Source organism: Saccharothrix sp. S26, from assembly GCF_021390395.1.
In the GTDB taxonomy this organism is placed as follows: domain Bacteria; phylum Actinomycetota; class Actinomycetes; order Mycobacteriales; family Pseudonocardiaceae; genus Actinosynnema.
This window is the reverse complement of record NZ_JAJUWT010000019.1, coordinates 25,019-49,445: the sequence shown is the minus strand read 5'-3', so window position 1 is coordinate 49,445 and position 24,427 is coordinate 25,019. Positions and strand designations below refer to the sequence as shown.

At 72.7% G+C, this 24,427-nt stretch carries 29 protein-coding genes and 1 pseudogene; 13 read left to right on the top strand and 17 right to left on the bottom strand.

Translation table 11 applies throughout. The features are described from left to right. Positions 1-20: 20 nt before the first annotated feature. A complete protein-coding gene (locus tag LZG04_RS28125; RefSeq protein WP_233822398.1) occupies positions 21-620 on the top strand; it encodes a phosphoribosylanthranilate isomerase in 600 nt (199 codons plus the stop codon). A gap of 26 nt (positions 621-646) precedes the next feature. Continuing rightward, on the top strand, positions 647-1,552 hold the full coding sequence (gene mmuM / locus LZG04_RS28120) for a homocysteine S-methyltransferase (RefSeq protein WP_233822396.1): 906 nt from the start codon (positions 647-649) through the stop codon (positions 1,550-1,552). 192 nt (positions 1,553-1,744) lie between these two features. Here mmuM and LZG04_RS28115 read toward each other — a convergent pair whose 3' ends face one another. Beyond that, positions 1,745-2,488, bottom strand: a complete 744-nt coding sequence (locus LZG04_RS28115) for an SDR family oxidoreductase (protein WP_233822394.1) — start codon at positions 2,486-2,488, stop codon at positions 1,745-1,747. A 168-nt stretch (positions 2,489-2,656) separates the two neighbouring features. Between LZG04_RS28115 and LZG04_RS28110 the strand changes: the two genes are divergently transcribed. The 5 genes from LZG04_RS28110 to LZG04_RS28090 all read left to right on the top strand — a co-directional run bounded on the left by LZG04_RS28110 (position 2,657) and on the right by LZG04_RS28090 (position 6,443). Then, complete coding sequence (locus LZG04_RS28110; protein ID WP_233822392.1) at positions 2,657-3,046, top strand: cytochrome d ubiquinol oxidase subunit II; 390 nt, start codon at positions 2,657-2,659, stop codon at positions 3,044-3,046. A gap of 7 nt (positions 3,047-3,053) precedes the next feature. Beyond that, positions 3,054-3,725 carry a TetR/AcrR family transcriptional regulator gene (locus LZG04_RS28105; RefSeq protein ID WP_233822390.1) on the top strand — a complete coding sequence of 224 codons (672 nt, stop codon included), beginning with the start codon at positions 3,054-3,056 and terminating at the stop codon, positions 3,723-3,725. 102 nt (positions 3,726-3,827) lie between these two features. Then, the gene (locus tag LZG04_RS28100; protein WP_233822388.1) at positions 3,828-5,042 is read left to right on the top strand and encodes a cytochrome P450; all 1,215 of its coding nucleotides are present in this window, start codon (positions 3,828-3,830) and stop codon (positions 5,040-5,042) included. A gap of 25 nt (positions 5,043-5,067) precedes the next feature. Continuing rightward, the gene (locus tag LZG04_RS28095; RefSeq protein ID WP_233822386.1) at positions 5,068-5,268 is read left to right on the top strand and encodes a ferredoxin; all 201 of its coding nucleotides are present in this window, start codon (positions 5,068-5,070) and stop codon (positions 5,266-5,268) included. Then, the gene (locus LZG04_RS28090; RefSeq protein ID WP_233822383.1) at positions 5,265-6,443 is read left to right on the top strand and encodes an FAD-dependent oxidoreductase; all 1,179 of its coding nucleotides are present in this window, start codon (positions 5,265-5,267) and stop codon (positions 6,441-6,443) included. The genes LZG04_RS28095 and LZG04_RS28090 overlap by 4 nt, the downstream gene beginning before the upstream one ends. Positions 6,444-6,476: 33 nt before the next feature. Here LZG04_RS28090 and LZG04_RS28085 read toward each other — a convergent pair whose 3' ends face one another. From LZG04_RS28085 to LZG04_RS28070, 4 genes are all read right to left on the bottom strand, one after another. Then, positions 6,477-7,124, bottom strand: a complete 648-nt coding sequence (locus LZG04_RS28085) for a hypothetical protein (RefSeq protein WP_233822381.1) — start codon at positions 7,122-7,124, stop codon at positions 6,477-6,479. Positions 7,125-7,232: 108 nt separating this feature from the next. After that, entirely contained in the window at positions 7,233-7,928 is a 696-nt protein-coding gene (locus tag LZG04_RS28080) for an alpha/beta hydrolase (RefSeq protein WP_233822373.1), read from the bottom strand. Positions 7,929-8,163: 235 nt separating this feature from the next. Continuing rightward, positions 8,164-8,691: a DUF6630 family protein gene (locus tag LZG04_RS28075; protein WP_233822371.1), complete on the bottom strand. Its 528-nt coding sequence runs from the start codon at positions 8,689-8,691 to the stop codon at positions 8,164-8,166. A gap of 57 nt (positions 8,692-8,748) precedes the next feature. Further along, positions 8,749-9,930, bottom strand: coding sequence for a GDSL-type esterase/lipase family protein (locus LZG04_RS28070; RefSeq protein ID WP_233822369.1), 1,182 nt, complete (start codon positions 9,928-9,930; stop codon positions 8,749-8,751). A 215-nt stretch (positions 9,931-10,145) separates the two neighbouring features. Between LZG04_RS28070 and LZG04_RS28065 the strand changes: the two genes are divergently transcribed. Continuing rightward, entirely contained in the window at positions 10,146-10,967 is an 822-nt protein-coding gene (locus tag LZG04_RS28065; RefSeq protein WP_233822367.1) for a peptidoglycan DD-metalloendopeptidase family protein, read from the top strand. A 292-nt stretch (positions 10,968-11,259) separates the two neighbouring features. Here the strand turns inward: LZG04_RS28065 and LZG04_RS28060 are convergent, their stop codons facing one another. The 4 genes from LZG04_RS28060 to LZG04_RS43130 form a co-directional block, all read right to left on the bottom strand. After that, positions 11,260-12,048, bottom strand: coding sequence for an NPP1 family protein (locus LZG04_RS28060; RefSeq protein WP_233822365.1), 789 nt, complete (start codon positions 12,046-12,048; stop codon positions 11,260-11,262). A gap of 185 nt (positions 12,049-12,233) precedes the next feature. Continuing rightward, positions 12,234-12,731: a hypothetical protein gene (locus LZG04_RS28055; RefSeq protein ID WP_233822363.1), complete on the bottom strand. Its 498-nt coding sequence runs from the start codon at positions 12,729-12,731 to the stop codon at positions 12,234-12,236. 245 nt (positions 12,732-12,976) lie between these two features. Then, entirely contained in the window at positions 12,977-13,672 is a 696-nt protein-coding gene (locus LZG04_RS43135; protein WP_374202901.1) for an asparagine synthase-related protein, read from the bottom strand. Continuing rightward, a complete protein-coding gene (locus LZG04_RS43130) occupies positions 13,560-14,069 on the bottom strand; it encodes an asparagine synthase-related protein (protein ID WP_374202900.1) in 510 nt (169 codons plus the stop codon). The genes LZG04_RS43135 and LZG04_RS43130 overlap by 113 nt, the downstream gene beginning before the upstream one ends. Positions 14,070-14,086: 17 nt before the next feature. On the opposite strand from LZG04_RS43130, the gene LZG04_RS43125 reads away from it, so the two are divergent. Continuing rightward, positions 14,087-14,293, top strand: a complete 207-nt coding sequence (locus LZG04_RS43125; RefSeq protein WP_233822651.1) for a hypothetical protein — start codon at positions 14,087-14,089, stop codon at positions 14,291-14,293. 5 nt (positions 14,294-14,298) lie between these two features. Here the strand turns inward: LZG04_RS43125 and LZG04_RS43120 are convergent. Beyond that, positions 14,299-14,664, bottom strand: a pseudogene (locus LZG04_RS43120) (asparagine synthetase B); the annotation flags it as partial. Positions 14,665-15,016: 352 nt separating this feature from the next. Next, entirely contained in the window at positions 15,017-16,282 is a 1,266-nt protein-coding gene (locus LZG04_RS28035; RefSeq protein WP_308199352.1) for a substrate-binding domain-containing protein, read from the bottom strand. 147 nt (positions 16,283-16,429) lie between these two features. Between LZG04_RS28035 and LZG04_RS28030 the strand changes: the two genes are divergently transcribed. The 4 genes from LZG04_RS28030 (at position 16,430) to LZG04_RS28015 (ending at position 20,388) form a co-directional block, all read left to right on the top strand. Beyond that, positions 16,430-17,734, top strand: a complete 1,305-nt coding sequence (locus LZG04_RS28030; protein ID WP_233822361.1) for a tachylectin-related carbohydrate-binding protein — start codon at positions 16,430-16,432, stop codon at positions 17,732-17,734. A gap of 21 nt (positions 17,735-17,755) precedes the next feature. Beyond that, the gene (locus LZG04_RS28025; protein WP_233822359.1) at positions 17,756-19,018 is read left to right on the top strand and encodes a M23 family metallopeptidase; all 1,263 of its coding nucleotides are present in this window, start codon (positions 17,756-17,758) and stop codon (positions 19,016-19,018) included. Between the two features lie 67 nt (positions 19,019-19,085). Continuing rightward, on the top strand, positions 19,086-20,057 hold the full coding sequence (locus tag LZG04_RS28020) for a magnesium transporter CorA family protein (RefSeq protein ID WP_233822351.1): 972 nt from the start codon (positions 19,086-19,088) through the stop codon (positions 20,055-20,057). Between the two features lie 19 nt (positions 20,058-20,076). Beyond that, on the top strand, positions 20,077-20,388 hold the full coding sequence (locus LZG04_RS28015) for a DUF4342 domain-containing protein (protein WP_233822349.1): 312 nt from the start codon (positions 20,077-20,079) through the stop codon (positions 20,386-20,388). Between the two features lie 145 nt (positions 20,389-20,533). On the opposite strand, the gene LZG04_RS28010 is transcribed toward LZG04_RS28015, so the two are convergent. From LZG04_RS28010 to LZG04_RS27985, 6 genes are all read right to left on the bottom strand, one after another. Continuing rightward, complete coding sequence (locus LZG04_RS28010; protein ID WP_233822347.1) at positions 20,534-21,298, bottom strand: DUF899 domain-containing protein; 765 nt, start codon at positions 21,296-21,298, stop codon at positions 20,534-20,536. 95 nt (positions 21,299-21,393) lie between these two features. Beyond that, on the bottom strand, positions 21,394-21,771 hold the full coding sequence (locus tag LZG04_RS28005; protein WP_233822345.1) for a metalloregulator ArsR/SmtB family transcription factor: 378 nt from the start codon (positions 21,769-21,771) through the stop codon (positions 21,394-21,396). Positions 21,772-21,776: 5 nt separating this feature from the next. Beyond that, a complete protein-coding gene (locus LZG04_RS28000) occupies positions 21,777-22,208 on the bottom strand; it encodes an SRPBCC domain-containing protein (RefSeq protein ID WP_233822343.1) in 432 nt (143 codons plus the stop codon). An 86-nt stretch (positions 22,209-22,294) separates the two neighbouring features. Beyond that, positions 22,295-22,819 carry a hypothetical protein gene (locus LZG04_RS27995; RefSeq protein WP_233822340.1) on the bottom strand — a complete coding sequence of 175 codons (525 nt, stop codon included), beginning with the start codon at positions 22,817-22,819 and terminating at the stop codon, positions 22,295-22,297. Between the two features lie 142 nt (positions 22,820-22,961). After that, a complete protein-coding gene (locus LZG04_RS27990; RefSeq protein WP_233822337.1) occupies positions 22,962-24,023 on the bottom strand; it encodes a branched-chain amino acid aminotransferase in 1,062 nt (353 codons plus the stop codon). A gap of 28 nt (positions 24,024-24,051) precedes the next feature. Beyond that, positions 24,052-24,420: a nuclear transport factor 2 family protein gene (locus LZG04_RS27985; RefSeq protein WP_233822335.1), complete on the bottom strand. Its 369-nt coding sequence runs from the start codon at positions 24,418-24,420 to the stop codon at positions 24,052-24,054. Positions 24,421-24,427 lie beyond the last annotated feature (7 nt).

The window sequence follows — 24,427 nt, the reverse complement described above, 5'->3', positions numbered from 1 at the left end:
CCACCGCTAGGGTCTTCGGCATGTACGTGAAGTTGTGCGGGCTGCGCACCCCGGCCGACGTCGCGACCGCCGTGGACGCGGGGGCCGACGCGGTCGGCTTCGTGCTCAGCGCGAGCGTCCGCCAGGTCGACCTCGACACCGCGCGGCGACTGGTGCGCGAGGTGCCGCCGCACGTGCTGTCGATCGGCGTGTTCAGCGGTGTGGCGGCGGCGGACGTGCGGCGGCTCGCCGAGGAGTCCGGCATCGGCGCGGTCCAGCTGCACGGCGACTACCCGAAGGTCGCGTTCGACGAGGTGGCCGCGGCCGGGGTGCCGCTGGTCCGGGCGGTGTCCCTGACAGCGGACACCGACGTGCGGGTCGGTGCTTACGGCGAGCAAATGCTGCTGCTCGACTCGCCGCAGGCGGGTTCGGGGCACCGCTGGGACCTGGCCGCGCTCGACGGGGCCAGGCCCGAGGGCCGGTGGTTGCTCGCGGGCGGCCTGGGCGTGGACAACGTGGCCGAGGCCGTCGCGCGCGCCCGCCCGTGGGGCGTGGACGTGTCCAGCGGCATCGAGGCGAGCCGCGGGGTCAAGGACCACGGGCTCATGCGCGCGTTCGTCGCCGCCGCGCGGTCCGCCTGACCTCAGCCGGTCTGTAGGGTCGTGACGTGCCCCGGGAACGACTGTCCGACGCGCTGGCCCGTCGCGTGGTGGTGCTGGACGGCGGCCTGTCGACCGCGCTCACCGCGGTCGGGCACGACCTGTCCGACTCGCTGTGGTCGGCCCGCCTGCTGCTGACCGACCCGGACGCGATCCGGGCCGCTCACCTGGCCTACTACCGGGCCGGCGCAGAGGTCGCGATCACGTCCAGCTACCAGGCGACGTTCGAGGGCTTCGGCCGGCGCGGGCTGGGCGAGGCGGAGACGGCCGGCCTGCTGCGCGACAGCGTGGCGCTCGCCCGCCGTGCGGCGTCCGAAGTGGACGGGCCGCGGTGGGTGGCGGCGTCGGTGGGCCCGTACGGCGCGATGCTCGCCGACGGTTCGGAGTACCGCGGGCGGTACGGGCTGTCGATGGGTGCGCTGGAGTCGTTCCACCGGCCCCGGATCGAGGTGCTGGCCGACGCGGGGGCCGACGTGCTCGCGGTCGAGACGATCCCGGACGTCGAGGAGGCCGAGGCCGTGCTGCGGGTGGTCGCCGGTTCGGGCGTGCCGCTGTGGCTGTCCTACAGCGCGCGGGGCACGCGGACGTGCGCCGGCCAGCCGTTGACCGAGGCGTTCGAGGTGGTGCGCGACGTGGCCGAGGTGGTGGCGGTCGGCGTCAACTGCTGCGACCCGGCGGACGTGGACGAGGCCGTGGCGACCGCCCGGCGGATCACCGGCAAGCCCGTCGTGGTGTACCCGAACAGCGGCGAGACCTGGGACGCGACCGCCCGCGCCTGGACCGGCGCACCGGCCTTCGAGCCCGCGCGGGTGGCCGGCTGGGTGGCGGGCGGCGCGCGGCTGGTGGGTGGCTGCTGCCAGGTCGGACCGGGGACGATCGCGGACCTGGCGGCCGTGTTGTCGGCTGACCGCTGACCCCGGCGCGGTGGGGGCGTGGCTGCGCTGAGGGCGGCGTGCGCCGGTGGTGCCGCGCCCGTTCGTGGGGTTGGCCGCCGGGTTGTCGGGCTGATCGCCGAGGCTGGGCCGTGGCCGCTGGTGGAACCGACTGGCGTCCTGCCGGGTGATCGGTGCGGCTGGTCGCGTCCGGTCGCGTGACCGGTGGCGGTGTCAGCCGCGGCCGATGAAGGGCATCGTGGTGGCCATGACGGTCATGAACTGGACGTTGGCCTCCAGGGGCAGGGCCGCCATGTAGCGGACCGCGTCGGCGACGTGCGCGACGTCCATGGTCGGCTCGGCGGCGATCGTGCCGTCGGCCTGCCGGACGCCCGCGGTCATGCGTTCGGTCATCGGGGTGGCGGCGTTGCCGATGTCGATCTGGCCGCACGCGATGCGGTGGCGACGGCCCTCCAGCGAGATCGACTTCGTCAGGCCGGTGATGGCGTGCTTGCTCGCGTTGTACGCGACGGCGTCCGGGCGCGGGGTGTGGGCCGACACCGAGCCGTTGTTGATGATCCGACCGCCCTGCGGGTCCTGGTCGCGCATCACCCGGTACGCGGCGCGGGCGCACAGGAACGCGCCGGTCAGGTTCGTGTCGATCACCGTCGACCACTGGTCGAGGGTGAACTCCTCCAACGGCGTGGCCGCGACGTTCGTGCCGGCGTTGTTGAACAGCACGTCGACCCGTCCCCACCGCTCCCGCACGGCGTCGAACAACGCGTCGACCGACGCCTCCACCGTGATGTCGGTCGGCACGACGAGCACGCGGTCGGGCTCCACGCCGGCGGCGGTCTCGGCCAACGGGTCCGCGCGGCGGCCCGCCAGCGCCACCCGGTGCCCGGCGTCGAGCAGCGCGCGGGCGACCACGCGGCCGACGCCCGAACCCGCGCCCGTCACCACGGAAACCGGGGCCATGGCGTCCTCCTCCCAGCCGGCACGCCACCGGAGCCTAATCGGCCCGGCAGCGAGGTCGGGGTGGACCTGACGCTCGAACGGGTGATCAGCGGCCGAGTCGCGGGACGGCCCGATGCCTGGTGTCATGTTCCGGGTGACTGGGCCGCCGGGTGCACGGTTCCCGGTGAGGTGACGGGCGCGGTCGGCCTCGCGGGCATCCTGGTGTTGCGGGCCGACGCGCCGCTGCTCTACACCGGCCTCACCGGTCGGGGCCTGCCGGTGGTGCTGCTCTCGGTGGCGGCCGGGGTGGCGGCGATCGTGCTGCTGGCGCTGCGCCGGTACGCGCTCGCACGGGTCGTGTCCGCGGTGGCGGTGGTGGCGATCCTGGTGGGGTGGGCGGTCGGCCAGTACCCGTACGTGCTGCTGCCCGGCCTGACCATCGAGCAGGCCGCGCAGGGCCGCCCGACCCTGACGGCCCTGCTCGTCGCGCTCACCGTCGGCGCGGTCGTGCTCATCCCGGCGCTGGTGTACCTCTACACCCTGTTCCAACGTCCGACCAGCGCTGATCGGGCCGGGTGACGGTACGGTGTCGACCGTGGTGGCGGACGTCGGCAGAACACCCCGGGCGGAGCAGGTCGGAGCGACGCGGCACCAGATCCTGACCACGGCGGAACGGCTGTTCGCCGAGCAGGGCCTGTACGCGGTGTCGAACCGGCAGATCAGCGCGGCCGCCGGGCAGGGCAACAACACCGCGGTCGGCTACCACTTCGGCACCAAGGCCGACCTCGTCCGGGCGATCATGCTCCGGCACACCTCCCGCATCGAGTCGCTGCGGCAGGACGCGGTGGCCGCCGTCGCCGGGTCGCGGGAGGTGCGGGACTGGGTGGCGTGCCTGGTGCGGCCGGTGACCACCTACCTCGCGTCGCTGGGCGACCCGACCTGGTTCGCCCGGTTCAGCGCGCAGGTCATGACCGACCCGGCGTTCCGCGTGATCATGGCCGAGGAGGCGCTGGCCGGAACCTCGTTGCGGCTCGTGGTGGACAACCTCATCGCGCTGCTGCCCGACATGCCCGCCGACGTGCGCGAGGACCGCGCCGCCATGGTCCGCCACCTCATCGTGCACGTCTGCGCGGAGCGCGAGCGGGCGCTGGCCGAGGGCACCGCCACGCCGAGGCCCACCTGGGACGAGGCGGCGACCGGCCTGATCGACGCCATCACCGGCCTGTGGACCGCCCCGTACACCGAACACCGCCGGTAACGGCCCTTCCCTACGCGCTTGAGCCATCACGTTGCGTCGCACCCCGATCGCCGGCACTCTTAAGTCAGTCGATTGACTCAAAATCTGAGGAGGCGGTTGCCGGTGGCGCTCGGAGACACCGACCACGTGCTGGACTACCCGATCCCGAGCCCGGCCGCGCTGGAACCGCCCGCGGAGTGGGCGCGGCTGCGGCAGGGCTGCCCGGTCGCCCACGTGCGCCTGCCCAGCGGTGACGCGGCGACGCTGCTGACCCGCTACGACGACGTCAAGCACGTGCTGTCCGACCCGAGGTTCACCCGCGACCTCAACGCACCCGACGCGGCCCGGATCGCGGCGAACGAGTCCGGCGGCGTGTTCAACAGCGGCCTGGGCCGGGCCCTGCGCGAGGAGCACCACCAGCAGTGGCGGCGGATGGTCGGCAAGTGGTTCACCGCCAAGCGCATGACGGCGCTGCGGCCGGGCATCGAGGCGATGGCCGAACGGCTCGTCGACGGCATGGTGGCGAGCGGCGCGCCCGCCGACCTCAAGGCGGCGCTCGGGTTCCCGCTGCCGGTGTGGGTCATCTGCGACATGCTCGGCGTGCCGGAGAGCGACCGGGACAAGTTCGCCTACTGGTCCAACACGCTGCTCAGCCTCACCCGCTACACGCAGGCCGAGATCGACGCCGCGCAGGCCGAGTTCGCCGACTACATGGGCGCCCACATCGCCGCCACCAGGCAGGACCCGGGCGACGACCTGATCAGCGAGCTGATCGCCGCCGCGGCGGGCGCGGGTGGCGTGATGCCGGACGAGGCGTTGCTGGCCACCGCGCAGGGGCTGCTGGTCGCCGGGCACGAGACCACGGCCAACATGATCGGCAAGATGGTCGGGATGCTGCTGGCCGACCGGGCGCGGTGGGAAGCGCTGCTCGCCGACCCGTCCCTGGTGCGCACGGCGGTCGAGGAGGCGTTGCGGGCCGACGCCAACCCCGGCTTCGGCATTCCCCGCTACATCACCGAGGACGCCGAGGTCGGCGGCACGGTGATCCCGCGCGGCACGACGGTGGTGTGCAACCTGGCCGCGGCCAACCGCGACGAGGACGCCTTCGCCCGCGCCGACGAGCTGGACCTGGCCCGCACCCCGAACACGCACCTGGCGTTCGGCGCGGGCGCGCACTCGTGCCTCGGGCAGTCCCTGGCCCGAACCGAGTTGCAGGCCGTGCTGGACGTGCTCCTGCGCCGCCTGCCCACGCTGGAGCTGGCCGTGCCCGCGGCCGAGCTGGAGCGCGTCGACGGCCTGGTCGTCGGCGGGCTGCGGGCACTGCCCGTCCGCTGGTGACCGGGACAACCGAGAGGAGTGCGAGATGCAGGTCCGGGTGGACGAAGACAAGTGCTGCGGGGCGGGCTCGTGCGTGCTGGCCGCGCCCGAGGTGTTCGACCAGCGCGACGAGGACGGCGTCGTGGTGCTGCTCGACCCCGAACCCGCCGAGCACCTGCACGCCGCGGTCCGCGAGGCCGCCGAGGTGTGCCCGGCGGCGGCGATCGCGCTGGGGACGCGGGCGTGAGCACGGTGTCCGACGTGCTCGTCGTCGGAGCCTCGGCGGCCGGCCTGGCCACCGCCGAGGCGTTGCGCCGCAAGGGTTTCACCGGCGGGCTGACCCTGCTGGGCGACGAGGCGGAGCCGCCCTACGACCGGCCGCCGCTGTCCAAGCAGGTCCTCTCCGGAGCGTGGGAGCCCGAACGGGCGCGCCTGCGCGACCGGGACGCGCTCGACGCGTTGGGCGCCACGTTCGCGCTCGGCGACCCGGCGGTGTCCCTGGACCTGACCACGCGCGGCGTCCGAACGGCCTCGGGGGCGGTGCTGCGGGCCGACGCCGTGGTCGTGGCCACCGGCGTGCGGCCGAGGGTGCTGCCCGACCAGGCAGGGCTCGGCGGTGTGCACGTGCTGCGCACGCTGGCCGACGCGGTGGCGCTGCGATCCGACCTGCGCAACGCCGGCCGGCTCGTCGTGGTGGGTGACGGCGTGCTCGGCGCGGAGGTCGCCGCCACGGCCCGCGGCCTGGGCGTGGACGTCACGCTCGCCGGGCCGCAGCCCGCGCCGCTGGCCGCCCAACTCGGTCCGCTCGCCGCCGGCCTGCTCGCCGACCTCCACGCCGAGCACGGCGTCCGGCTGCGCCTCAACGCCGCCGTGGTCGGCCTGGTCGGGCGGGACGGCCGCGTCACGGGTGTCCGGTTGGCGGACGGCGACGTGCTCCCGGCCGACGTGGTCGTGGTCGCGCTGGGGGCCGTCCCGAACACCGAATGGCTGCTCGACAGCGGACTGGTGATCGACAACGGTGTGGTGTGCGACGCGGGGTGCCGTGCCGCGGCCGGCGTCTACGCGGTCGGTGACGTGGCGCGGTGGCACCACGAGCGCCTGGGGGCGTCGCTGCGGCTGGAGAACCGCACCAACGCCACCGAACAGGCGGGCGTCGTGGCGGACAACGTCCTGGGCGCGGACCGCGCCTACCTGCCCGTGCCGTACTTCTGGACCGACCAGTTCGACGCCAAGCTCCAGGTCTTCGGCGTCCTGCCCGCCGACGCGGAGGTGTCCGTCGAGGACGGTGACGTCACCGCCCGCCGGTTCGTCGCGGTCTACCGGCGTGCGGGCGAGCCCGTGGGCGTGCTCGGCTGGAACATGCCCAAACAGGCACGTCAGCTTCGGCAACGCGCGCTCGGCCAAGCCGCCGTGCCACGATGACCGGCACGTGGGGCCGCGGTCGACGACCGGCGGTCACGACATCCAGGTGATCGGCGACTTGTCGTAGCCGTCGCCCTTGTTGTACTCCGCGCCGGCCACCGCCGAGCCCTCGCGCGCACCCTGGAGCACACAGGTCTCGTACTTCGCGCCCGCCGTGGTGAAGTCCTTCTTCGCCGACTCCGACGCGCACTGCTTGGTCTCGCCGGTGATGATGACGCCCGTGCCCTTGCCGTCCGCGCCGACCGCGCGCAGGCTCACCGAGCTGTAGGCCAGGTCGGTGCCGCCGACGTTCTCGACGGTGACGCGGATGTAGTACGGCGTGATGCCCTTGGCCTTCTCGCCGAACGCCGCCAGGTCGGCGTTGTCGCCCTTCTCGATCGCGGTGACGGTGAGCGCGATCGTGCCGTTCTTGTCCGTGCCGTACTTGAACGGCACCACGGCGCGCTCGCCGACCTTCAGCTCCGCGCCGGGCGCGGTGACGTCACCGACGGGCGCGTCCTTGGCGGTGGTGGTCGTGGTCGAGCTCTTCGCCGCGGCGCTGGAGGTGGTCTCGGTCGACGCCTCGGTGGTGGCCGCGGTCACCGCGGTGCCGGAGGTCGAGCCGCCGCACGCCGACAGCAGGAGCGCGAGCGCGCCCACGGAAGCGACCAATGTGCGGTTGACGTGCGTGAACGACTGCATGGGCGGCACCGTAGCCGTGGTCGGGCAGGCGCACTGTGGTCCGTTCGCACCACAGACGCCTGTGCCGTCCGCCACAGCGGGGGCGGGCGGCACAGGCGTCCGGATGGGTCAGCCCAGGTTCTTGCGCTGCACGTCCCACTCGGTCGCGCACAGGCCGCAGTTCGCGCCGACGAACTGGGCCCTGCCGGCTTGGTCGCCCTTGAGCTGCCACTTCAGCCAGTGCGCGCCGACCCGGCCGAACTCGCCGCCGTTGGGCTGGTCGAACGTGCCGAAGTGCCCGACGTCCAGGTTGCCCATGAACGCGGGCAGCCCGGCGGGCAGGCGACGCCAGTCGTCCATCGCGTTCTCGTAGGCGATGTCGGTGGGCCCGCCGATGAAGTACGCGATCGGCACGCGCAGCCGCTGCAACAGGTGGTTCTGCGAGTCGCCGAGCAGGCCGCTGTTCCACAGCACGGTGGTGGTCAGCCGCGGGTCGGACGCGACCTCGTAGGTCTCGATGCCGCCGCACGACTGGCCCATCACGGCGATCTTGGTGGTGTCGATCCTGCCGTAGTACTCGCTCGTGCGCCGCGAGTTCTCCGCGATCGCCCAGTCGATGGAGTCGAGGAGCATGTCGGAGTCGGTGGACCCGCTGCCGCCCGGCCGGCCGTTGGCGATGACCAGGAAGCCGTGCGACGCCCACTCGGTGAGGATGTTCTCGAACCACGTCCCGTCCGCGCGGCACGCGCCGTTGCCCCAGGCCACGATGGGCAGCTTGACGCCCGCGGGCAGGGTGTCGGGCCGGTAGACCGTGTGGTTGGTCAACCGCAGGGTCGTCTCGTAGCCGGCCGGGTAGGGCCCGGACCCGCCCGCGGCCGACGGTGGCGCACCACACCCGCCGACGACCAGCGACCGCGCGTGGGACCGGCGAAACCGCCGATGCCCACCACCGGTGCCGGCGAGGGACACGGCTCACCGCGCCGGTGGTCGCACCCATCGGGCTCGGTGGACCCGAAGGGCCGCGCCGATGGCAGTGCTCACCCGCGTCGGGCTCCGCGTCCTACGACGGCGACGTGGCGGGCGCGCCGAGGACGCTCGCGGTGAAGGGGGTGGCGGCGGCCAGGGCGCGCAGGTCGTCGGCGTGGCCGTTCGGGAGCAGGACCAGCGGGTAGCAGTCGGACTCGATGTCGAGCACGGCGAGGGTGGTCCCGGTGGCGCGCAGCTGTGCGCCCGCGCGTTCGAGGAAGTCGTAGGCGGGCAGGTCGGCGACGTCGGCGGACCAGGACCAGGCGCCCGCGTCGGCGGGGCTGGAGCGCAGCTCGCGCAGCTGGGCGACGATCTCGTCCCCCGCCTCCTTCCAGTCCACCTCGGCGAGCAGGCCGTGGTCGGTGAGGGCGTCGACCAGGGCGATCCACGCCAGGTCGGGGATCGGCTCGTCGATGCCGCGCTCGTCCAGCCGGTCGGCGTGCGCCTCGACGTAGCCGGACGGGTCGTCGTGGGCGCTCGCCACCCGGTCGGCCACCTGCGGCACACCGGGTGCCAACAGGGCGGCCAAGCCGACCAGCGCGTCCCGAACCGTTGACGACACGTGTCCCTCCTCGTTGCACGGGGGCCGTGATCGTAACCAGGTCCGGGCGGGAGGCGATCAGAGGTCGGGGGAGCGGTTGATCGCGGTCAACGTCATCCGGCCCGGGCCCGCGTCGGGGGTGTTGTGGCACGCGTGGTTCCCGGTGGCCTTCTGGTGCATCAGGCGAAGGCACGTGCCGAGCGCGCGTTGGCCGTAGTGGTTGGGGTGCATGCTCTCCTGCCGATCACCCTGCGCGGAGTAGCCCGTGACGACCCACCGCACCCACTCCGCCTCCGTGCCGGGCAGCGGGTTGGCGGCGCTGTTGGCGTCCGTCGCCTGCCGGGAGCCGGACGCGCACACCTCGCGGCCGTCGAACGCGTCGCGCAGGTCGAGGAACCGCACACCGCGGTTCGCGGCCACCTGCGCGAGCTGGTCGGCGATCGTGGGCACGAGCTGCTTGCGCGCCCAGTCCGCGTCGCTGTTCCAGACCGGGCAGCCGCCCTGCGACCACCGCGGCCCGCTCTCCGGGATGCGGAAGCCGGCGGCGGCCGGCATCGGAGCGGGGTAGGACTGGAGCACGAACTGGTAGGTGCCGGTGCCCTGGGCGGCGTTGACGACCTCCTTGATCGCCTTGATCGTCGCGCCGACGTCCGCGCGGAGCTGGTCCAGCTGCCCGGCGATGGTGGAGTCCCACTTCGGCGCGCACCGGTAGGACGACAGGTAACCCTTGGCGCAGTCGGCGATGATGTCGCCGAACCCCAGGTCGTTGCCGCCGATCGACAGCACGACCAGCTTCACCTGGTGGTCGCGGACGGCCGCGCGCAGCAGCTCGACCTGGTCGGGCTGGTTGCGCGCCGGGTCGCCGTCGCGCACGTCGGCCGTCGTCGCGCCGGAACAGGCCAGGTTGATCGCGGTGACGTCGGGGATGGCGGCGCTGACGATCTCGGCCGACGTGGAGCGGTGGCACATGTTCGCGCCGTCGTGGGTGTCGCCGTAGACCCGTTGCGGATCCGTGGTGCAGCCGCTCCCGTCGCACTTGGTGGCCAGGTCGGTGCCCCACTTGTCGCCGGAGTTCTCCAGCGCGTTGCCGCGCCACCGACCGGCTTCGCCGGAGATGTAGCTGTCGCCCAGCGAGATGACCGCCGGGGTCTTGGCGACCTCGGTGCTGGGGAGGGCGGCGGCGGTCAGGGCGGTGGCCTGGGAGGCGGTGATCAGGACGGCGGCGGCGACGGCGACGCGGCGGCGGAAGGCACCGGACATCGGCCTCAACTCCTTGGTGCGGTCAGGCCACGGTAGGAGCGGGAGTCGTCCCGGGAGAACGGCGTGCGAGCCGGAGCACCCGTTGGTGCGGCGAGGTCACCCTGGCCAGGTGACCCCGGCTCGCGGACGGTGACGGATGCCGGTGCGCGTGCACCCGGATGGCCGTCGGTCGAACGCACCCTGTCCGCGCGCCGCACCGTCCCTACGTTCGAGTCATGACCAACCACGGGTTGAGCAGGCGCACCTTGTTGCACGGGACCGTGGCGGCCGGTGTCGTCACCGCGGTCGGCGCGGGCTCGGCGCAGGCCGCCGTGCCGGGGTTCTACCACCCCTTCACCGGCTACCCGATCACGGGCACCTGGCAGGACCACCTCGACCGCGGCTCGCTCGGCGGCATCGACTTCGGCATGGCCGTCGGCACCCGGCTGCCCGCAGCCGGTGGGGGCGTGGTCACGAACATCCCGAACAACGGCACGGGCGGCCACACCGTCACCATCCAGCACGACAACGGCTACCGCACCCAGTACATGCACCTGTCCCAGTTCCTCGTGGCCACCGGCACGCGGGTGGCCATGGGCGGTGTCGTCGGCCTGTCCGGCGGCGCGCCCGGCGCGCCCGGGTCCGGCTCGTCCACCGGGCCGCACCTGCACTGGCACATGATCGACCCGAGCGGCACGCGCATCAACCCGCTGACCTACCTCGGCAGCGGCACGGGCCTGCCGAAGACCTCGACCGAGCAGGACGGCGTGCCGGGTTCGATCCTGTGGAAGCGGGCGCAGAACTGGCTGCGCCTCGAACACGGCTACACCGGCCCGATCGACGGCGTGCCCGGCTCCAACACCTACGCGGCGCTGCAACGGGCCATGCGCGCGTACGGCTACACGGGGCCGATCGACGGCGTGCCCGGCTCCAACACGTGGGCGGCGGTGCAGCGGCTGGCCGCGAGGTGGGGTTACACCGGCCCGATCGACGGTGTGATGGGCCCGAACTCGTGGCGCGGCTTCGCCCGCTTCCTCAACCAGGACAAGTACGACTGAGCCGTCATGCGGCCCGACGCCCGGACCGCCGCCGTGGCCAGGTGGTGGCACGGCGGGTTGTGCTCGCGGGGCGCGAGCGCGGGAACAACGCGCGAACCGGCAGGGGTCGACGATGGCGGGGATCACCGGACGTGATGGCTCGGGGATGCGTGGAGCCGCGGGAACTGGCGTGACCCTGTTCGACCGCGGCGGGCTGGACACCTCCGAAGCGCTGGGGTGCGAGCAGGAACGCTGCGACGTCCACCTCACCGGGTGACGCGGAACCCCGCCCGGACGGGGTTCCGCGCCGGGATCAGGCGTTCGGGTCGAACGGGATGCCGCTCGGCTTGGCCTGGGCGAGGTTGTGCGCGAACGCGCCGTCCTTGATGGCCAGGCTCGCGCTGCCGAAGTCCGCGGCGACCAGGATGTCCCGGATGCCGGCGGGGAAGCGGTCCCAGCTGACCAGGTCCGGGTACTGCCACGTGCCGTAGTGGTTCTCCGGCTGCTCGCTCGCGCCCGCGAGGCGGAAGCAGTGCGTGCTCAGGCCGTCCTTGTGGTAGACGATCTTGGGGTGGGTGCCCTCCCACGCCACCTGGGACCGCGGGTAGGTGGAGTACTTGCCGTGCGCGGAGGTGGAGACGTACTGCGCCTGGTCGCCGCTGACCCACACGACCACGTGCTCGATGTCGTGCCGGTGGCCGCAGCAGTCGATGCCCGGCACGGCCTGGTCCTTCTCGAAGTACAGGTCGTAGAGGTAGGCGCACCAGCCGTTGTTGCACTTGGAGCGCGAGTAGGAGTTGGTGTTGTCCAGGTCGGACTGGTCGCGGCACTGGCCGTTGAGCGCGCCGGAGTTCTTCAGCCCGGTGGCCACCGCCCCGGTGGGCGAGATCGCCGGGGTCGGGTAGCAGCCGTCGGTGTCGTAGTCGAACGCCGGCTGCCACTTGCCGTCGGCGGCGGCGTGGTCGGCGGGCAGCGCCCGCGGCGGCTCGGCCCACGCGGCCGCGGGCACGAGCACCGCGAGCAGCGTCGCGCCCACCAGGGCGCTGAGCAGTCGCACGGCGGTTCGGGACGGGTGCGTCATCTGGGCGGTCACGACGACCATGCCCTCCATCCGGTGTCGAGTGGCACGGCGGCGGAGTCGGCCGGTGTCGCGGAGGTCATCGGCCGGCACCGAGGTTCCCGGCCGGGGCCCGACGTCGTCAACCCGTCGATGGTCGCGCCGAGGCGAACAGGCGGCGAACATCGGCCGACCGGGTGGCGGGGGCCGCCACCCGGTCGGCGGACCCGCTAGTTGAACGGGTTGTCGTAGAACGCGCCGCGGGACACCGGCGTCGCGGTGGAGCCCGAGAAGTGCAGCCCCTCGTAGACCAGCCCGATGTTCTGCACGACCCCGGAGTACGGCAGGTCGGCGTTGACGACGCCGGACAGGCCGTGCCCGCCTCCGCACGCCTCGGGCCGGTAGCCGTCCTCGCGGGAGTACCACTGGTGGAAGGCGCCGTTGACGTTGACCGTCAGCTTGGTGCTCGTGTAGCTGGACTGGCGGCACAGCGTCAGGTCGAGCCGGTACATCGAGTTGCCGTCGTCGAACCGGACCGTGCCGACCAGTCGGCCGACCAGCGTGGTGTAGCCGCTCGGGGAGTAGCCCCTGAGCTGGATGTCGACCGGCTGCGCGGGACCGTAGGCGGCCTGCGCGGGTGCGGCCGCCAACGAGGCGCCGAGGAACACGGCGAGCGTGAGGGCGGAGAGGTGGGACAGGCGTCTGCGTAAGCCGCTGCTCCGAGGCATGTACGCGCTCCTTGTGTGAACGAGGGCGGCGCCGCGCGCGCTGGGAGCGGACGCGGCGGTTGTGGCTTGAGCAGGGTGAACGGCGAATCACCCGATCACCATCCCCTGTCCAGGCGCAACCGCGAAGTTGGTCCGTTGCGCGGCAGCGGTATGCCTCCGCCGAGAGGCGGCGGGTTCGCACGACCGGACCGGATTGCGCAAGGTTTCGCAATGCCGGACTCGGTCGCCGACGACGCCTGGGGGCATTACGAGAGCGTCAGGTCCGGGCGGTAGAGGTCCAGCCACACGCCGAAGTCGAGCGCGCGTTCCAGGCCGAGCCGCGTCACGCGGTCGACGGCGGCCGGCTCCCGGCCGGTCACCTCCCGCAGCCACTCGCGGTCCACCAGCTCGAACACGCCGTGACCCCGGTCGGACAGCAGCTCCTCGGCCTGCGCCTGCAACTGGCGCACGTAGTACGGGTCCTGGGTGGACGGGTAAGGGCTCTTCACCCGCCAGGCGACCGACTCCGGCAGCACGTCCTTCACCGCGCTGCGCAGCAGGCTCTTCTCCCGGCCGTCGTGGTGCTTGAACGACCAGGGCGCGTTGTAGACGTACTCGACCAGCCGGTGGTCGCAGAACGGCACCCGCACCTCCAGTCCGACCGCCATGCTCAACCGGTCCTTGCGGTCGAGCAGGAACCGCAGGAACCGGGTCAGGTGCAGGTGGATCATGATCCGCATCCGGTGCTCGTGGTCGTCCTCGGCGTCACCGCGCTCGACGTCGAGCACCGCGCTCTCGTACTGGGCGCGCCGGAACGCCTCCAGCGCCAGCCGTCCAGCACCGACCGGTTCAACCCGTGGCCGTCCTTGTCGATCGGGCCGACGTTGAACGCGATCCACGGGAACGCGCGCGCCCGCTGGACCTCGGGGGTGTGGATGTGGCGGTAGCGCCGAACAGCTCATCGGCCGACTCGCCGGACAGCGCCACGGTCGACCGCTTCCGGATCTCCTTGAACAGCAGGTACAGCGACAGGTCCATGTCGCCGAGGGTCAGCGGCACGTCCCGCGCGGTCAGCACGGCCCGGCGGACCGCGGGGTCGGCCGGCGTCTTCGGGTCGAGCACGATGTCGGCGTGCTCCGAGCCGACGTGGTCCACCACGTCCCGCACGAACGGGGTGTCCGGGGTGTCGCGCAGGTCGTCGGGCTCGAAGTTCTCGGCCTGGCCCGTGAAGTCGACCGCGAAGGTCCGCACCCGCTCCCCGCCCAGGTGGCCCGCGGCCAGCGCGGTCAGCGCGCCGGAGTCCAGCCCGCCCGACAGCAGCAGGCAGCGCGGCACGTCGGCGACGAGCTGCCGCCGCACGGCCCAGCCGCCAGTACGTGCGCTCGCGGACCCCGCCGGCGTCGACCGTCACCACGGTCCCCGGCTCGACCTGCCGCATGCCCGCCCAGATCGCGTGGCCCGGTGTGAAGGTGTACGCCAGCGACTCCCGCACACCACCGGCGTCGACCACCCGCTTGGCCAGCGGGTTGGCCAGGATCGCCTTCGGCTCGGAGCCGAACAGGATCCCGTCGGACGTCCGGTAGTGGTAGAGCGGCTTGATGCCGAGCCGGTCGCGGACCAGGACCAGCTCGCGCTCCCGCTCGTCCCAGATCGCGAACGCGTACATGCCGTTGAGCCGGTCGGCCACCGCCGCGCCCCAGCGCAGGTACCCGCGTAACACCACCTCGGTGTCGCTCGCCGTGGCGAACCGCTCGCCCGCCCCGACCAGCTCGTCGCGCAGCTCGGCGAAGTTGTAGACCTCGCCGCTGTAGACCAGCGACACCTCGCCGTCGGGTGTGCGCACCGACATCGGCTGCGCGCCGCCGGGCAGGTCGATCACGGCCAGCCGCCGGTGGCCGAGCGCGGCGTGGTGGCCGAACCAGGTTCCGGAGGCGTCCGGGCCGCGGCAGGCCATCGTCGCGGTCATCGCGTCGAGCACCTCCCGCTCACGGGTGAGGTCGCGGTCGAACGAGACCCAGCCGGTGATTCCGCACATCGTCGTGCCTCCTGTGGTGTTCGCGAGAGGTTCGGTCTTCCGCGGTCCGGCCGCGGCTTTCCGGACCCGTGCGCGTTGCCGCCAACCCGCATTTCCCAATCTGGCACCGAACTAGCGCGCTCGAAATGACCTGTTAGAACCACCGATCGATCCCGGCCGCCGGAAAACGGCGGAATGGCCGGGATGTCGGATTAGTTTCCCTTCCCGCCCGGGACGGTGACCGGCACTGTCCTCGAAACCGTTCGATCACCACGAGAAACGCTTCCGCACGTCACCGGGGCGGCGCGGTGCTGTCCCGGACGATGAGCGTGGTGGGCAGCTCGACTCTGGGCTGCGCGGGCGTGCGGCCCGCGGCCAGCGCCAGCACCAGCTCGGCGGCGGCCGCGCCCATCTCGACCATCGGCTGCCGCACGGTGGTCAACGGCGGCCCGCACCAGCGCACGGCGGGGATGTCGTCGAAGCCGACCACGCTGAGATCGTCCGGGACGCGCAGCCCCGCCTGCCGGGCGGCCTCGTAGACGCCCAGCGCCTGCAAGTCGTTGCCGCACAGCACGGCGGTGGGCGGGTCGGGCAGCCGCAGCAGCTCGCGGGCGTGGTCGAAGCCCTCCTCGAAGGCGAACCACTGCCCGACGCGCACCAGCCGCTCGTCCAGCGGCACGCCGTGCTCGTCCATCGCCGCGCGGATCCCGCCGAGCCTGGCCCGCGCGCACATCCGCTCGGGCGGACCCGCGATCACGGCGACGCGCTCGTGGCCGAGCGAGAGCACGTGCCGGGCCGCGGCGATGCCGCCGCTCCAGTTCGTCGCGCCGACCGACGGCACGGAGTGCTCCGGCTCGCCCGTCGGGTCCAACGCCACCAACGGGATGCCGCTGGTGGCCAGCAGGCCGAGCTGCTCGGTGGCGAAGCCCAGGTGCACCGCGACCACGCCGTGCGGCTGCCGTGCCAGCAGGTCGTGCGCCCAGGACCGGCCGGTCGCGGTCTGGCGGGCCGCGTCGGTGAACCCCACGGCCAGCCGGTGGCCGCCCGCGACCCGTTCCACGCCGTGCATCACCTCGACCGCCAGGTAGCTCTGCATGCCGAAGAAGACGACCTCCACGTTCGGCGCCCGCACGACCGCCTCCGGCCGCCGGTAGCCGTGCTCCCGCAGCGCCGCCTCCACCCGCCGCCGGGTCGCCGCCGCCACGCCGGGACGCCCGTTGAGCACCTTCGACACCGTCGGCGCGGACACCCCGGCCAGCCGCGCGACCGCCGCGACGGTCAGCTCACCGCGCCGCCGACCCCGCCGTCGCGCGCCCGCCAGGGCGCCCGGCCGCTGCTCGACCCCCGGGTTGCGCCGCGCGTCCACCTCGGCCAGCAGCCGGGTTCGGACCGCCTCGGCCCGGCGTTGCGCGCCCGGCCCGGCGGGCACCGTCTCGGTCAGGTAGCGCCGCTTGCCGGTCTCGCGGTCGACTCCGGCGTACACCCGGACCCGCAACGACCCGCTCGGCAGCCGTTCGACCTCGCCCCGCGCCTGCCGCCGCGCACCCGGAGTTCCCATGGAGCCGACGGTACCGAAATTCCGGCTCCACGACGAGCCTTCGATGGCTCCACGAAAACGCGATCTCCCTCTTCTCTCGAGTTAGCGACTTGTTAGAGCGCCCTGTGAGGGTCGCGCTCACACAGGACTCACCGGGGAAGGACGAACATGACCGGAATCTCGATCAGAGCGGCGACCGCGGCGGTGGTCGCCGTCCTCGCCGCCGCGACGGTCGCCGTCACCGCCGCGCACGCCGAGACCGTGACCACCGCCTCCGCGATCGGCGGCCAGATCACCAGGACCGAGGTGCTGGCCAGGGCCACCGACTGGTACAACCGCCGCCACGACGCCGACCTGACCTACGACTGGGACGCCAAGGCGTGGGACGTCGGCCGCACGCGCCAGTACCGGCGCGACTGCTCCGGCTACGTCGGCATGGCCTGGCACCTGGGCTCCGACCCGAACACCGACGGCCTGGACTCCCCGACCCTCACCGTCCCGATCCCACGCGCCGACCTGCGCCCCGGCGACCTGCTCAACGACCGGGTGAACGACGACGGCGGGCGCTACCCGTACCACGCGATCCTGTTCGGCGGCTGGGAGAACGCGGCCAAGACGACGTTCTGGTACTACAGCTTCGGCTCGACGCCGATCGACAAGGTCACCGGCGCGTCGTTCGGCCAGGCCACGCTGTCGGGCCACCCGACCTCGCAGTACCAGGCGCTGCGCTACCGCAAGATCGTCGACGACCAGGTCTCCGGCACCGCCTCGATCTACGGCGTCCTGGCCGACGGCCGCCTCACCTACACGGCCGTGGACGCGGCCGACGGCACCCGCACGCACGGCGCGGTGACGTCCGGCGCGTCGTTGGGCTTCGTGCCGAAGGCGATGGCGACGCTGAACTTCAACACGCTGCTGGTCACCTCACCCAGCGGTCAGCTCTACCGGGTCGACGTGATCACCAACAACACCTCGCTCGCGTTCAACGCGCCCGTGCTGCTCGGTGGCGGCTGGACCCACGACCTGCTGGCCTACGACGGTCGCGGCAGCCTCTACGGCATCGCGGCCGGCACGCTGCGCCGCTACGCCGTCCCGGTGCACAAACCGGCGGCGGGTGACATCACCAGCGACGGCGTGATCGACAGCGGGTTCACGCTCAAGACGCTCACCGCCACGGGCCCGGACTGGCTGCTGGGCACGACCAGTGGCGGCGAGCTGCTGTCCTACAAGATCCGGGGCGCGGGCGACTGGACCCGCTACGAGTTGAAGTCCTCGACCTGGCAGGTGTTCACCGACCTGGTCTCGCCGGGCGGCGGCGTGTACTTCGGGCACAACGCCGAGGGCGCGCTCTACCGCTACCTCGACGACGACCCGTTCGACGGCAGCGGCGCGGACCTGCGCGGACTCGACGCCGTGGACGCGCAGGGCTGGTCGCAGGTGCTGCTGTCCGCGCAACCGGCGACCGTCGCCTGATCGACTGGAGGAGACGTGAAGATGCACAAGGGGATCAGCGCGGCCGTCATGGCCGTGACCGCGAGCGTGGTGGTGGCGGTGCCGGCCCAGGCGGCGGCTCCGCTGTTCCAGCTGCCGTTCCCGTGCGGCCAGACCTGGCGGGGCGACTCGGACGGCAGCAGCGCCCACGAGTCGTGGGAGATCGACTTCAACCGCGGCTCGGGGTCCGACGACCTGGGCGACCCGGTCGTCGCGGCGGCGGCCGGCGTGGTGCGGACGGCGTCGCACCAGGGCTCGGCCAACGGCTACGGCAACCTGGTCAAGATCGAGCACAGCGGCGGCTACTTCACCTACTACGCCCACCTGGACTCGATGGCGGTCTCGGTGGGCCAGAGCGTGGCGCAGGGCGCGACCATCGGCGCGGTCGGCAACACCAGCAGGCCGGGCAACGACATCAGCCCGCACCTGCACTACGAGGTCCGGCTGGGTTCCAGCTACCCGAGCAACATCCAACCCGCCTACTTCAACGGTGTGCGGTTCGGCTACCCGGACCAGACGCTGACGTCCCGCAACTGCGGCGGCGGTGTCTCGGGCACGGCGTCGATCTACGGCGCGACCTCCGACGGCCGCCTGACCTACACCGCCGTCGACGCGGCCACCGGCGACCGCACGCACGGCGCGGTCGTGTCCGGTGCGGCGTTGGGCTTCGTGCCGAAGGCGATGGCGACGCTGAACTTCAACACGCTGCTGGTCACGTCCACCGCGGGCCGGCTCTACCGGGTCGACGTGATCACGAACAACACGTCGTTGACGTACAACGCGCCGGTGCTGCTCGGCGGTGGTTGGACGCACGACCTGCTGGCCTACGACGGCAGCGGGAGCCTGTACGGGATCGCCGACGGCACGCTGCGCCGTTACACGGTCTCGGCCACGAAGCCGGCGGTCGGTGACATCACCAGCGATGGCGTGATCGACAGCGGGTTCACGCTCAAGACGCTCACCGCGACCGGCCCGGACTGGCTGCTGGGCACGACCAGTGGCGGCGAGCTGCTGTCCTACAAGATCCGGGGCGCGGGGGACTGGAGCCGGTACGAGCTGCGGTCGAGCACGTGGCAGGTCTTCCGGCACCTGCTGTCGGCCGGTGGCGGCGTCTACTTCGGACACGACGCCGACGGCGGCCTGCTGCGCTACACCGACGCCGACCCGTACGACGGCAGCGGTGCCGACCTGCGCGGACCGGACACCGTGGACGCGCAGGGCTGGACGCAGGTGCTGCTGTCCGCCCGTCCGGGCACGGTGAGCTGAGCGGGCGACCCCGGCCGCGGTCCTCGCCGAACCGCGGCCGGGGTCGGCCGTCGCTACTGTGGCACCCGTGCCACGAAACCGCCTGTACCGCGACGGCACGCTCGCGGAGGAGGACTTCCCGGTCGCCGACGTGCCGCGGCTGCTGCGCGACGAGGACGCCGTCGTCTGGCTGGACCTGTGCGGCCCCTCGGAGGCGGACCTGGCGGCCTTGGCGGAGGAGCTGGGCCTGCACGCCACGTCGGTCGAAGACGCCCTGGAGAACCACGAGCGGCCCAAGCTGCACCAGTACGACACGCACCTGCTGGTGAACGCCTACGCGGTGAGCCTGGACGAGCGGTCTGGCCGGTTGACCGCGGCGGAGCTGTCGGCGTTCGTGACGCCCCGGGCGCTGGTCACGGTCCGCAACGACGACCGGTTCGACATGGACGCCGTGACCAGGCGGTGGGACGAGTCGGCGAGCCTGGCCGGCAGCGGGGTCGGGTTCCTGCTGCACGGGCTGCTGGACGTGATCGTGGACAGCCACTTCGACGCCGTGCAGGCGTTGGACGACCACATCGAGGGCCTGGAGGACCTCGTGTTCGCCGAGCGCCCGGACGACCCCGACATGCAGCGGCGGGCGTTGGCGATGCGCAAGTCGCTGGTGATGTTGCGCCGGGTCGTGCTGCCGATGCGGGACGTGCTCAGCGGCCTGATGCGCCGCGACCACGCCGTGGTCGACACCCGGATGACGCCGTACTACCAGGACGTCTACGACCACGTGCTGCGCGCGTCGGAGTGGACGGAGTCGTTGCGGGACATGGTCGCGACCATCCGCGACATCCAGCTCAACCTCCAGGGCAACCGGCTGAACCTGATCATGAAGAAGGTGACCGGCTGGGCGGCGATCATCGCCGTGCCGACCGCCGTGACCGGCTTCTACGGCCAGAACGTGCCGTACCCCGGTTTCGACGAGGTGTGGGGCTTCTGGACGTCCACGATCGCCATGCTGCTGCTGTCGGCCGGGCTGTACGCCCTGTTCAAGCGACGCGATTGGATCTGAGCGAGCGGCGACCGGCAGGATGGTCGGCGAGGAGGGGGTGGAGATGGTGGAGCAGGGCGTCGACGCGCTGACGGAGAAGATCAAGCAGCTCGTGCACGAGGGCAACACGCGCCGGGTGGTGGTGCGCAACGGCCAGGGCGAGCCGGTGCTGGACATCCCGGTGACGGCGGGCGTGGTGGCCGCGGTCGCCGCACCGGTGGTGACGGCCGTGGCGGCGTTCGCCGCGCTCGCTGGGCCGTGGTCGGTGGGCGTGGAGGGGCCGGAGGACGGCGCGCCGGCCGGTTCGGACGAAACGGCGTCGGACGAGGCTGGGCCGACCGGGACCGGCTGAGCACCGGGCCGGGATCGCAGGGGCTCGATGGCCGGGCGGCCGCTCACCGGAGCGGTTGCCCGGTCATCGCCGTGCCGCGGGTCGTGCGGTGTACGTCCGGTGCGGAGTCCGGCACGCGGGTGGGGTTCCTCCGCGTTCCGGCTCGTCAGTGGCAGCAGTCGTCGTGCGTCGCCGTCGGGCGCACGGAGGTCACCGTGCCCTCGGCTTCGGCGACCTTCTCCAGCCAACCCTCGGCCGGGCCCGCGTCGCTGTACTCGTCGTGCCAGTTCCACCACGCGTACGGCGGCGTCCGGGGGTAGCCCTCGGGCGAGTCCTCCCAGTCCTCCTGCCGCCCGAGCGCGGTGATGTCGAGGTAGCTGAACGTGCTGCCCAACGCCTCGTCGCCCCGGCCGTTGACGAAGTACGTGCGGAACACGCGGTCGCCCTCGCGGAGGAACGCGTTGGTGCCGTGCCACTCGTCCACGCCGAAGTCGGCGTCGAAGTCGTCCAGCAGGGTGACCCAGGGCATCGTCCACCCCATCCGCGCCTTCAACCGCTCGATGTCGGCCTGCGGCGCGCGTGAGGCGAACGCCAGGGTGGTGTCGCGGGCGTGGAGGTGGGCGACGTGCCCGACCTGGTCGGCCGTCACGAGCGAGCAGCCGCGGCACGCGTGGTCGGGCCAGCCGTACACGCCCGGCTCGTAGAACGCGCGGTAGACGACGAGCTGCCGGCGGCCCTCGAACAGGTCGAGCAGGCTCATCCGCCCGCGCGGGGTGTCGAAGGCGTACTCCTCGTCCACCGCCAGCCACGGCATCCGCCGGCGCGCCGCGGCCATGGCGTCCTTGGCCCGGGTCAGCTCCTTCTCCCGCACCAGCAGCTCCTGCCGGGCTTGCTCCCAGGCTGCCGGGGAGACGATCGGCGGGGTCTTCATCGTGGAGGTCCACCTTCCAGGTTCACGCGCGCGGTCCGGGTCGCCGGCGTCGATGGGCGGCGGCACGCCGGCTCACGGCAGCGGGCGGTCCGTGGTCAGCCGCGGTTCTTCGGTGTCGTGCCCGGTGGTGCCGCGGTCGGGGCACTGCGGTCGAGGTGGTCCTTGAGCGCGCTGAGCGGGCCGTCCCAGTCACGCGCCAGTGAGGCCAGGTACTGCTGGGCCACCTGCATCGGCGCGGAACGCAGCCGGAAGCGGACTCGCCGCCGCTCGCCGGGCTCCGCCGTCACCAGGCCCACCTCGGTGAGCAGGGCCAGGTGCTTCGCGATCGCCTGGCGGGTGATGGGCAGGCGGTCGGCCAGGTCCGTGGCCGTGGCCGGGCCACCCGACGCGAGTGCGGCCAGGATGGTCCGTCGGGTCGGGTCGGCCAGGGCGGTGAAGACCTGTTCGGCGACCGCTTCGCCGTCGCGCGGCATCGGCGTCAGGCGGGCGCGAGGTGGTCGACCAGCTCTCCCAGCTCGCTCGCCCAACCCTTCGTGTGCGCGTCGTACCCCTTGCCGTAGGCGTCGTCCGGCAGTTGCGAGAACCCGGTCTCCACGACCGTGAGCCGGGTGCCCGCGGCCACTTCCTCCAGCGTGAACTCGACGTACGTGCGGCGCGGGTCGTCGGAGGGCATCCCGAAGACCGGCCAGGTGAAGCCGAAGACCGTCGGTTTCTCGACCCGCTCCACCCTCATCTCGACGGAGTGCCCGTCGTCCCAGCTCATCCGGGCGGTGCCGCCCGGGCGCAGGGCGATCGAGGCCTCGTGGCCGAACCACGCGCCCAACCCCTCGGCCGTGGTGAGCGCCGCCCAGACCTCGACCGGGGTGCGGGCGATCTCGACGACGCGCTCGATGCGATCAGGAAAACCCATCACGGCCTCTCACGAGTGGCAACCATTCGGTTGCCGACCGTATCGCAACCAAATGGTTGCGTCAACGACCGCGGTGGGTGGGGACGTCAGACCCCCACGGTCAGGGCGCCGAACAGGCTCAGCCCGGTGATGCCGGTGGTGGCGCAGCGCAGCGGGTCGGGGTTGACCGCGTCCAGCTGCATCTTCGCCGGTTCGGTGGCGAACGTGCCGGAGGTGATCGAACCCAGCAGCACGATGACGATGTTCGCGCCGACCCGGCTGGACGTCCGGTTGTACGAGTAGGTGCTCGGCTCGACGCCCGGGTCGTTCCACGTGAAGACCCGCGTGCCCGCACCCTGGTAGAACAGCGAGGTGCAGCTGTAGTTCGGCAGTTCGGCCGTCTCGGTGTAGGAGCCGGTGGCGGCGGGGCCGCCGACGCAGGTGAAGAGCTGACCCTTGACCGTGACCGTGACGGTCTTCGGGGTGTTGGTCACCGGTTCGCTGAACGTCACGACCTCGTTGGTCAGGCAGGTCGCCACGGCCGCCGCGTGGGCGGTCGGCCCGAGGCCGGACAGCGCCGCGGTCAGGCCCGCGGTCGCGCAGAGGGCGGTGACGGCTTTGCTCGCGTTCATCGGTGAACCTCCCGGCGTACGGCCCTGCGGGACACCCGTGCCATCGGCGACGCCTCGCGAGGCGTTACCGGGCGATCACCGAACGTCACCCGGATGGGGGCGGGCCGGGTCGCACCGACTCGGCCCGCGTCGCCCGTCCCGGTCAGCACACGCGGTGCAGCCAGCCGTCCACGTCCGGCACGCGGCCGTGCTGGAGGTCGACCAGGGCGGTGCGCAGGGCGCCGGTCACCGGCCCCATCCCGCCGTCGCCCACGGTGAAGTCGCCGTCCACGTCACGCACCTGCCCCACCGGCGTCACCACCGCCGCCGTGCCGCAGGCGAACACCTCCGTGATCTCGCCCGCCTCGCACCCGGCCCGCCACTGGTCCACCGACACCGGTCGCTCGGCGACCCGGTAGCCCAGGCGCGCGGCCATGCGCAGCAACGAGTCCCGCGTCACGCCGGGCAGCAGCGTGCCGGTCAACGGCGTGGTGAACACCTCCGCGCCGGGGCCCGAGCCGCGCACGAAGAACAGGTTCATGCCGCCCATCTCCTCGACCCACTTGCGCTCGGCCTGGTCCAGCCACACCACCTGCTGGCAGCCCGCCTCCTGCGCCTTGCGCTGCGCCACGAACGACGGCCCGTAGTTCGCCGCGCACTTCACGTCGCCCGTGCCGCCGGGCATGGCCCGCGCCTGGTCGCGCGACACGAGCACCGACACCGGCCGCACCACGTCGCCGAAGAACCCGCCCGCGACGAACGCCATGACCAGGAACAGGTACTCCTCCGAGGGCCGCAGCATCAGGTTCGCGTCCGTGCCGAACATCAGCGGGCGCAGGTAGAGGCTGTGGTCGGGGTGGTCGGACAGCTCGCCGTGGTCGGCGGCGACCAGCCGGTCCACGCCGTCGACGTAGAGCTGCTCGGGCAGCGACGGCATCGCCAGGCGCGCGGCGGACCGGTTGAAGCGCCGCGCGTTCTCCCACGGCCGGAACGCCGCCACCGAGCCGTCCTGCTGCCGGAACGCCTTCATGCCCTCGAAGATCACCTGCCCGTAGTGCAGGCCCAGCGTCGCCGGGTGCAGCGACAGGTTGTCCATCGGCAGCAGGTCGCCGTCGTGCCAGCCCAGGTCGGGGGAGTACTTGAGGCTGTACAGGTGCGGGGTGAACGCGGCACCGTGGCCGGGCGAGGCGGCGGCGGTGGCGGGCTTGTTCAGCAGAGAGGTCATGGCGGTGCTCCGATCGGGGAAGTGGGTGTCAGACGAGGGGGGCGAAGAAGAACGTCTCGCGCTTGCTGAAGCGGCCGTCCGCGGCGAGGGTGAAGAAGTCGGCGTAGCGCAGGCTGGTCGGCGAGCCGTCGCGCAGCACGCCCTCGAACGACCCGCGCACGGCGACCTGGTCGCCTTCCAGCACCACGGACTCGACGCGGTGCTCGCCCTCCCGGATCACCCGCACGTGCGTGTAGAAGTGCGCCACGCCGTCGTGGCCGGCGACCGGCGGGTAGCCGGGGCGGTGGTAGGTGGTGTCCTCGGTGAACATGGCGACGAGCGCGGTCACGTCGCCGGTGTCGACGAACCGGTAGAAGTCGTGCACCAGGGCGGCTTCGCGGGTCAGGGCTGCGGTCATGGCGGTG